We start from the raw sequence: 4,174 nt of genomic DNA on the forward strand, positions 1-4,174 counted from the left end.
GGTGCTTCTCCAGCGCCTCGACGACCTCGTCCACGCCCTCGCCGCGGGCCGCGACGGTCTTCACGATCGGCGGGCGCCAGTCCCCCGCCTCGCGGCGCCGCGCAGCCCAGCGCGGCGAAGGCGGCCGGCACCCACACCGCCACCCGCACGACCCGGCCCACGGTGGTGTGCCGGGCGTGGGCGGCGATCGCCTCGCGGAAGTCCTCGTCCGTCGGCGCGTACGCCAGCTCCATGCGCTCCTGGTCCACCGTGCGCCTCTGCTCTCCTTGATCCACTGCCCGGAGCGGCGGATCCTAGCAAGGGCGCCGACCCCGCCCGGACCCCGGCCACCCCCGTGACCAGCGGCTCTCCGTGGCGCCCCGGGCCGCGACACCACGGCCCGTCAGGCCGACGGCAGCGCCCCCAGCGCGTGCAGGCCCGTCCGGCTGCCCCGGAAGACCGCCGAACCGTCCGCCGCCAGGAACACCCGGGTGTACTCCGTGTCCTCCCGGAGCCGCTGCGGCTCGTCCCGCCACCGCGCCCGGCCCGTCACCAGGTCGAACGCGAACAGCCGGTCGTCGTTCGTCCCCACGTACACCGCGCCGTCCGCGGCGGTCGCCGAACCCATCCCGCGCCCCAGACCCGAGGGCACCTGCGCCGTCCACCGCGTGTCGCCCGTGCCCGCGTCCAGCACCGTCAGCCGGGTCCCGCTCAGCAGGCACACCGCCCCGTCCGCGACCGACAACGGCCCCGACACCGGCAGCCGCCCACGCTGCCACAGCACCCGCCCGGTGGCGGCGTCCAGCGCGAAGACGGTCGCCGAACCCACGGTCGCACCGTTGTGCAGGACGTGGACGACACCCTGCCCGACGGCGGGAGGGCTGTCGGTGCGGTCGACGGCCTCCTGCACCCACCGCCGCTCCCCGCTGCGCGCATCGAACGCGAGCAGCCCGCCGTACCGCCCGGCCGCGAACACCGTCTCCCCGGCCAGCGCCAGCACCCCCGAGGCGCCCGGATCGCTGCTCCAGCACAGCCCCCCGCCCGCCGCGTCGTAGCAGCGCAGCGACGTCCCGTGGGCCGCGTACACCCGGCCCCCGCCGACCACCGGCTCCTGCTGCCACGGGAACTCGTCCCAGTCCGGGGCCGCCACCTCCCACCGCGGCTCACCCGACGCCGCGTCCAGGACCTGCACACCCGCCGTGGAGACCACGCACACCACACCGTCCCCCACCGCCAGCGGCCACCCGCCCGCATTCGCCAACTGCCACGGGCCCAGGCCGTCCACGGGCGCCGCCTCCACCACCCGGCTCCAGCGCACCGCACCGGTAGCCGGATCCAGCGCGCGCACCCTGCCGTCGTACCCCGAGGCGAACAGCCCCTGCTGCGCCCCGGCGGTCAGCACGACCCGCCCGCCCAGCTCGGGCGAGCTCCACAGTCGCGGGCCGCGCACCTCGCCCCGGCGCGCCCACCAGCCGGTCCCGCCGGCGACGGCGAGCGCGCCGAGGCCCCCGGCGGCGCTCAACAGCAGCCGCCGGCGGTTGATCCGGGGAGGAGTCACGGACGGAGTCGGATCGTTCTGCAGGGCATCGGAGTTCACATCGGTCATGACTTCGCGCACGGACTTGTGGTTCCCGTCGGTCGGGCGGAGGGCCGACGGCCCCGCAGGCGGTGAAGCGGCGGGGGCGCCCCGAGGGCCCCCGATCCGGGGAACGGCTCCTCCCCGCGACCCGGTTCACTCCGCAGGGGCCGCCGGCAGGAATCACGGACCGGGCGGTACACGCCCCGGCCGGCGCGCGCCACTTCCCCGTAGCCGCCGCAGGCACCCCGACCGGGATCCGCCGAGGGCGGGACACACCGGAAGGTGCGCCGCCAGGACGGACCCCGTGACCCTGCTGCTGCTCGGTACTGCTCCCGCCGCCCTGAAGGTCGCCGACGCCTACGCCCAGTGCCTGCTGCTGCGCGCCCGCGCCGAGCTGGCCCGGGCCCAGGCGCAGGCGGCGAAGGCGACGCAGACGACGCAGACGGCGCAGGCCCCGGACGCCGAGGCGAACGGCGGCGCGCAGTGAGCGACGAGTCCTGCGACGCGTGCGGCGCCGCGCGGACGGTACCCGTCGAGACGGCCTACCGCCGCTACCACGGCGAACTCGTGGTCCTGGCGGGTTTCTCGGCCGGCCGTGGGCGCCGGCGGCGGTAGGGGTAGTGAAACGGCAGCGCCGGCAGGGCGGGAGCAGGAAGTCGGCCCGGCCGACTTCCCACTCCCGCCCTGCCCCCGATCCGCCCGGCAGCCCCCGCAGGCGCGGTGTCCGCTACGCGAGCGGGTTGGCGTACGCGGCCAGGTCGCCGACGGTCTGGGTGAAGCGGGTGACCGCCGAGCCCGGGTCGAGCACGTCGTGGGCGGCGGTCAGCAGCGCGTTGCGCAGGCGGGCGTGCGGGGCGAGGTAGCCGAGCTGGGTGAGCGCCCTGGACTGCAGGGCGCGGGCCTGCTTCTCGGTGGCGGCCGGGACGGCCAGCGGGATGGCGGCGGCGGAGATCACCGGGTCGAGCAGCAGGACGGCCTTCGCGTAGTCCGGCACCGTGTCGTCGTAGGCGCGCTGCGCGGCGTCCACCTGCTTGCCCGCGCTGCCCGGCAGCAGCAACCCCGCCTTGGCGGTGGCGGCGAGCTGCGGGGCGCCGAGGGCGGTGCCGTTGAGCTTGGCCCACACCTCGCGCACGGTGCGGGAGGGGGTGTCCAGGTAGCCGGGGGTGGCGAGCAGCGGGGCGACCGGGCCCGCGTCGGGGACGGCGGTGGCGGCGGTGCGCCGGGCGGCCAGCCACGCGGACACGTCCCCCGCCGGCGTGCCCTCGTCCGTCAGCGCCTCCCACACCGGCCACCCGTACGCGCCGAAGCCGATCCGGGCCGTGGTGCCGAAGGCGGTGGTGGTGGCGTTCAGCAGGTCGGCGCGGGCCTTGCCCGGGGCGCCCAGCAGCCCGGCGCCGGCCAGGTACACGGCCTTGGACGCGGGCAGGTAGACGTTCATCTCGGCGGGGGAGGCGTGCCCGCCGGCCGGCTGCAGGACCAGCTGCACCCCGGCCACCTCGACCGCGTACAGGCCGTCCTGCCAGGCGACGCCGGTCCAGGACGGCCACGCGTCCTTCGGGGTCGAGGGCGACAGCACGCCGCCGACGGTGTCGGTGGGGGCGAGGAAACCGGCCCCGCCGAGGGAGACGGTGCGGCCGAGGTCGGAGTCGACCAGGCCGCGCGGGCTCGCGTCGAGGCGGGTGCCGTAGGCGTAGTCGGCCAGCTTGGCGTTGTGCGCGCCCTGGGTGACCTGGCGCAGCACCGCGTCGGCGAGGAACCCGTCGGGCGCGTAGACCTTCAGGTCGGCGGGCACGGCGCCGTCGAACAGCCCGCGCACGCCGCCGAAGTGGTCCACCCCGCTCTGGGTGTGGACGACGGCGCGCACCGGCTTGCTGTTCCCGGTGGTGCTGCGGAACAGCGTCAGCGCGGCGCGGGCCGTCTCGTACGAGCCGAGCGGGTCGATCACCACCAGGGCGTCGGGGCCTTCGACGACGGTCAGGTTGGCGAGGTCGTAGCCGCGCACCTGGTAGAGGCCGTCAGTCACGTGGAACAGCCCGGAGGGGGCGTCCAGTTGTCCGTGGCGCCACACTCCCGGCGCCACCGACTCCGGGGTGTCCATCTCCAGGAAGTCGAAGGCGGTGAAGTCCCAGACCACGTTCCCGCTGTCGGGGAGGTGGACGAGGGGCTCGTTCGGGACGGCCATCAGGCCCCGCTGGGCGCACTCGAAGTCACGGGAGCCGCCGGGGGGTTGCTTGGCGGCGGCGGCCTGGTTCTGCTGCACGACGTACGCGGTCGGGTCCACGGGCACGAAGGTGTCGGCCACGGAGTGACTCCTCAAGTCGGGTGGGAGCCGCGCGCTTCCCCACGCACGGCGATCACCGACACTAAGCGTGACGTGTCGTGCACACAACGGCACGACTGTTCGGGCTGACCGGAACCAGCGCCACCGGTCGGTTCCGCGCCCGGTCACCGGGTCCGGACAGCCGCGCGGCCCGCCCGAGTTGGCCGAAAACACCTCAACCCGCCCAGCGGAGTGGGAAGTCGTCTCGGTCAGCGGCGCCCCGGCCGGCGTCACCGCCACCGTCACCCCCGGCAGCGTCACCGCCGGCAGCAGCGCCACACTCGCCATCTCCACCA

General features: G+C 76.0%; 4 protein-coding genes. 1 reads left to right on the top strand and 3 read right to left on the bottom strand.

Translation table 11 applies throughout. The features are described 5' to 3' along the window. The coding region (locus tag ABTY56_RS38410) for a hypothetical protein (RefSeq protein ID WP_350634342.1) at positions 1-248 on the bottom strand (248 nt) is incomplete at its 3' end. Positions 249-382: 134 nt separating this feature from the next. After that, positions 383-1,585: an outer membrane protein assembly factor BamB family protein gene (locus tag ABTY56_RS38415; protein WP_350634339.1), complete on the bottom strand. Its 1,203-nt coding sequence runs from the start codon at positions 1,583-1,585 to the stop codon at positions 383-385. Between the two features lie 277 nt (positions 1,586-1,862). Here ABTY56_RS38415 and ABTY56_RS38420 point away from each other — a divergent pair, with 277 nt between their 5' ends. Beyond that, positions 1,863-2,045: a hypothetical protein gene (locus ABTY56_RS38420; protein ID WP_350634340.1), complete on the top strand. Its 183-nt coding sequence runs from the start codon at positions 1,863-1,865 to the stop codon at positions 2,043-2,045. A 240-nt stretch (positions 2,046-2,285) separates the two neighbouring features. On the opposite strand, the gene ABTY56_RS38425 is transcribed toward ABTY56_RS38420, so the two are convergent. Further along, positions 2,286-3,860: an MBL fold metallo-hydrolase gene (locus ABTY56_RS38425; protein WP_350634341.1), complete on the bottom strand. Its 1,575-nt coding sequence runs from the start codon at positions 3,858-3,860 to the stop codon at positions 2,286-2,288. Positions 3,861-4,174: the final 314 nt, after the last annotated feature.

This window comes from Kitasatospora sp. NPDC097691, assembly GCF_040302665.1.
GTDB lineage: Bacteria > Actinomycetota > Actinomycetes > Streptomycetales > Streptomycetaceae > Kitasatospora.

Bases quoted from the DNA above. Each gene is read 5' to 3' on its own strand.
- ABTY56_RS38415 (WP_350634339.1), bottom strand. From the start codon at position 1,585: ATGACCGATGTGAACTCCGATGCCCTGCAGAACGATCCGACTCCGTCC.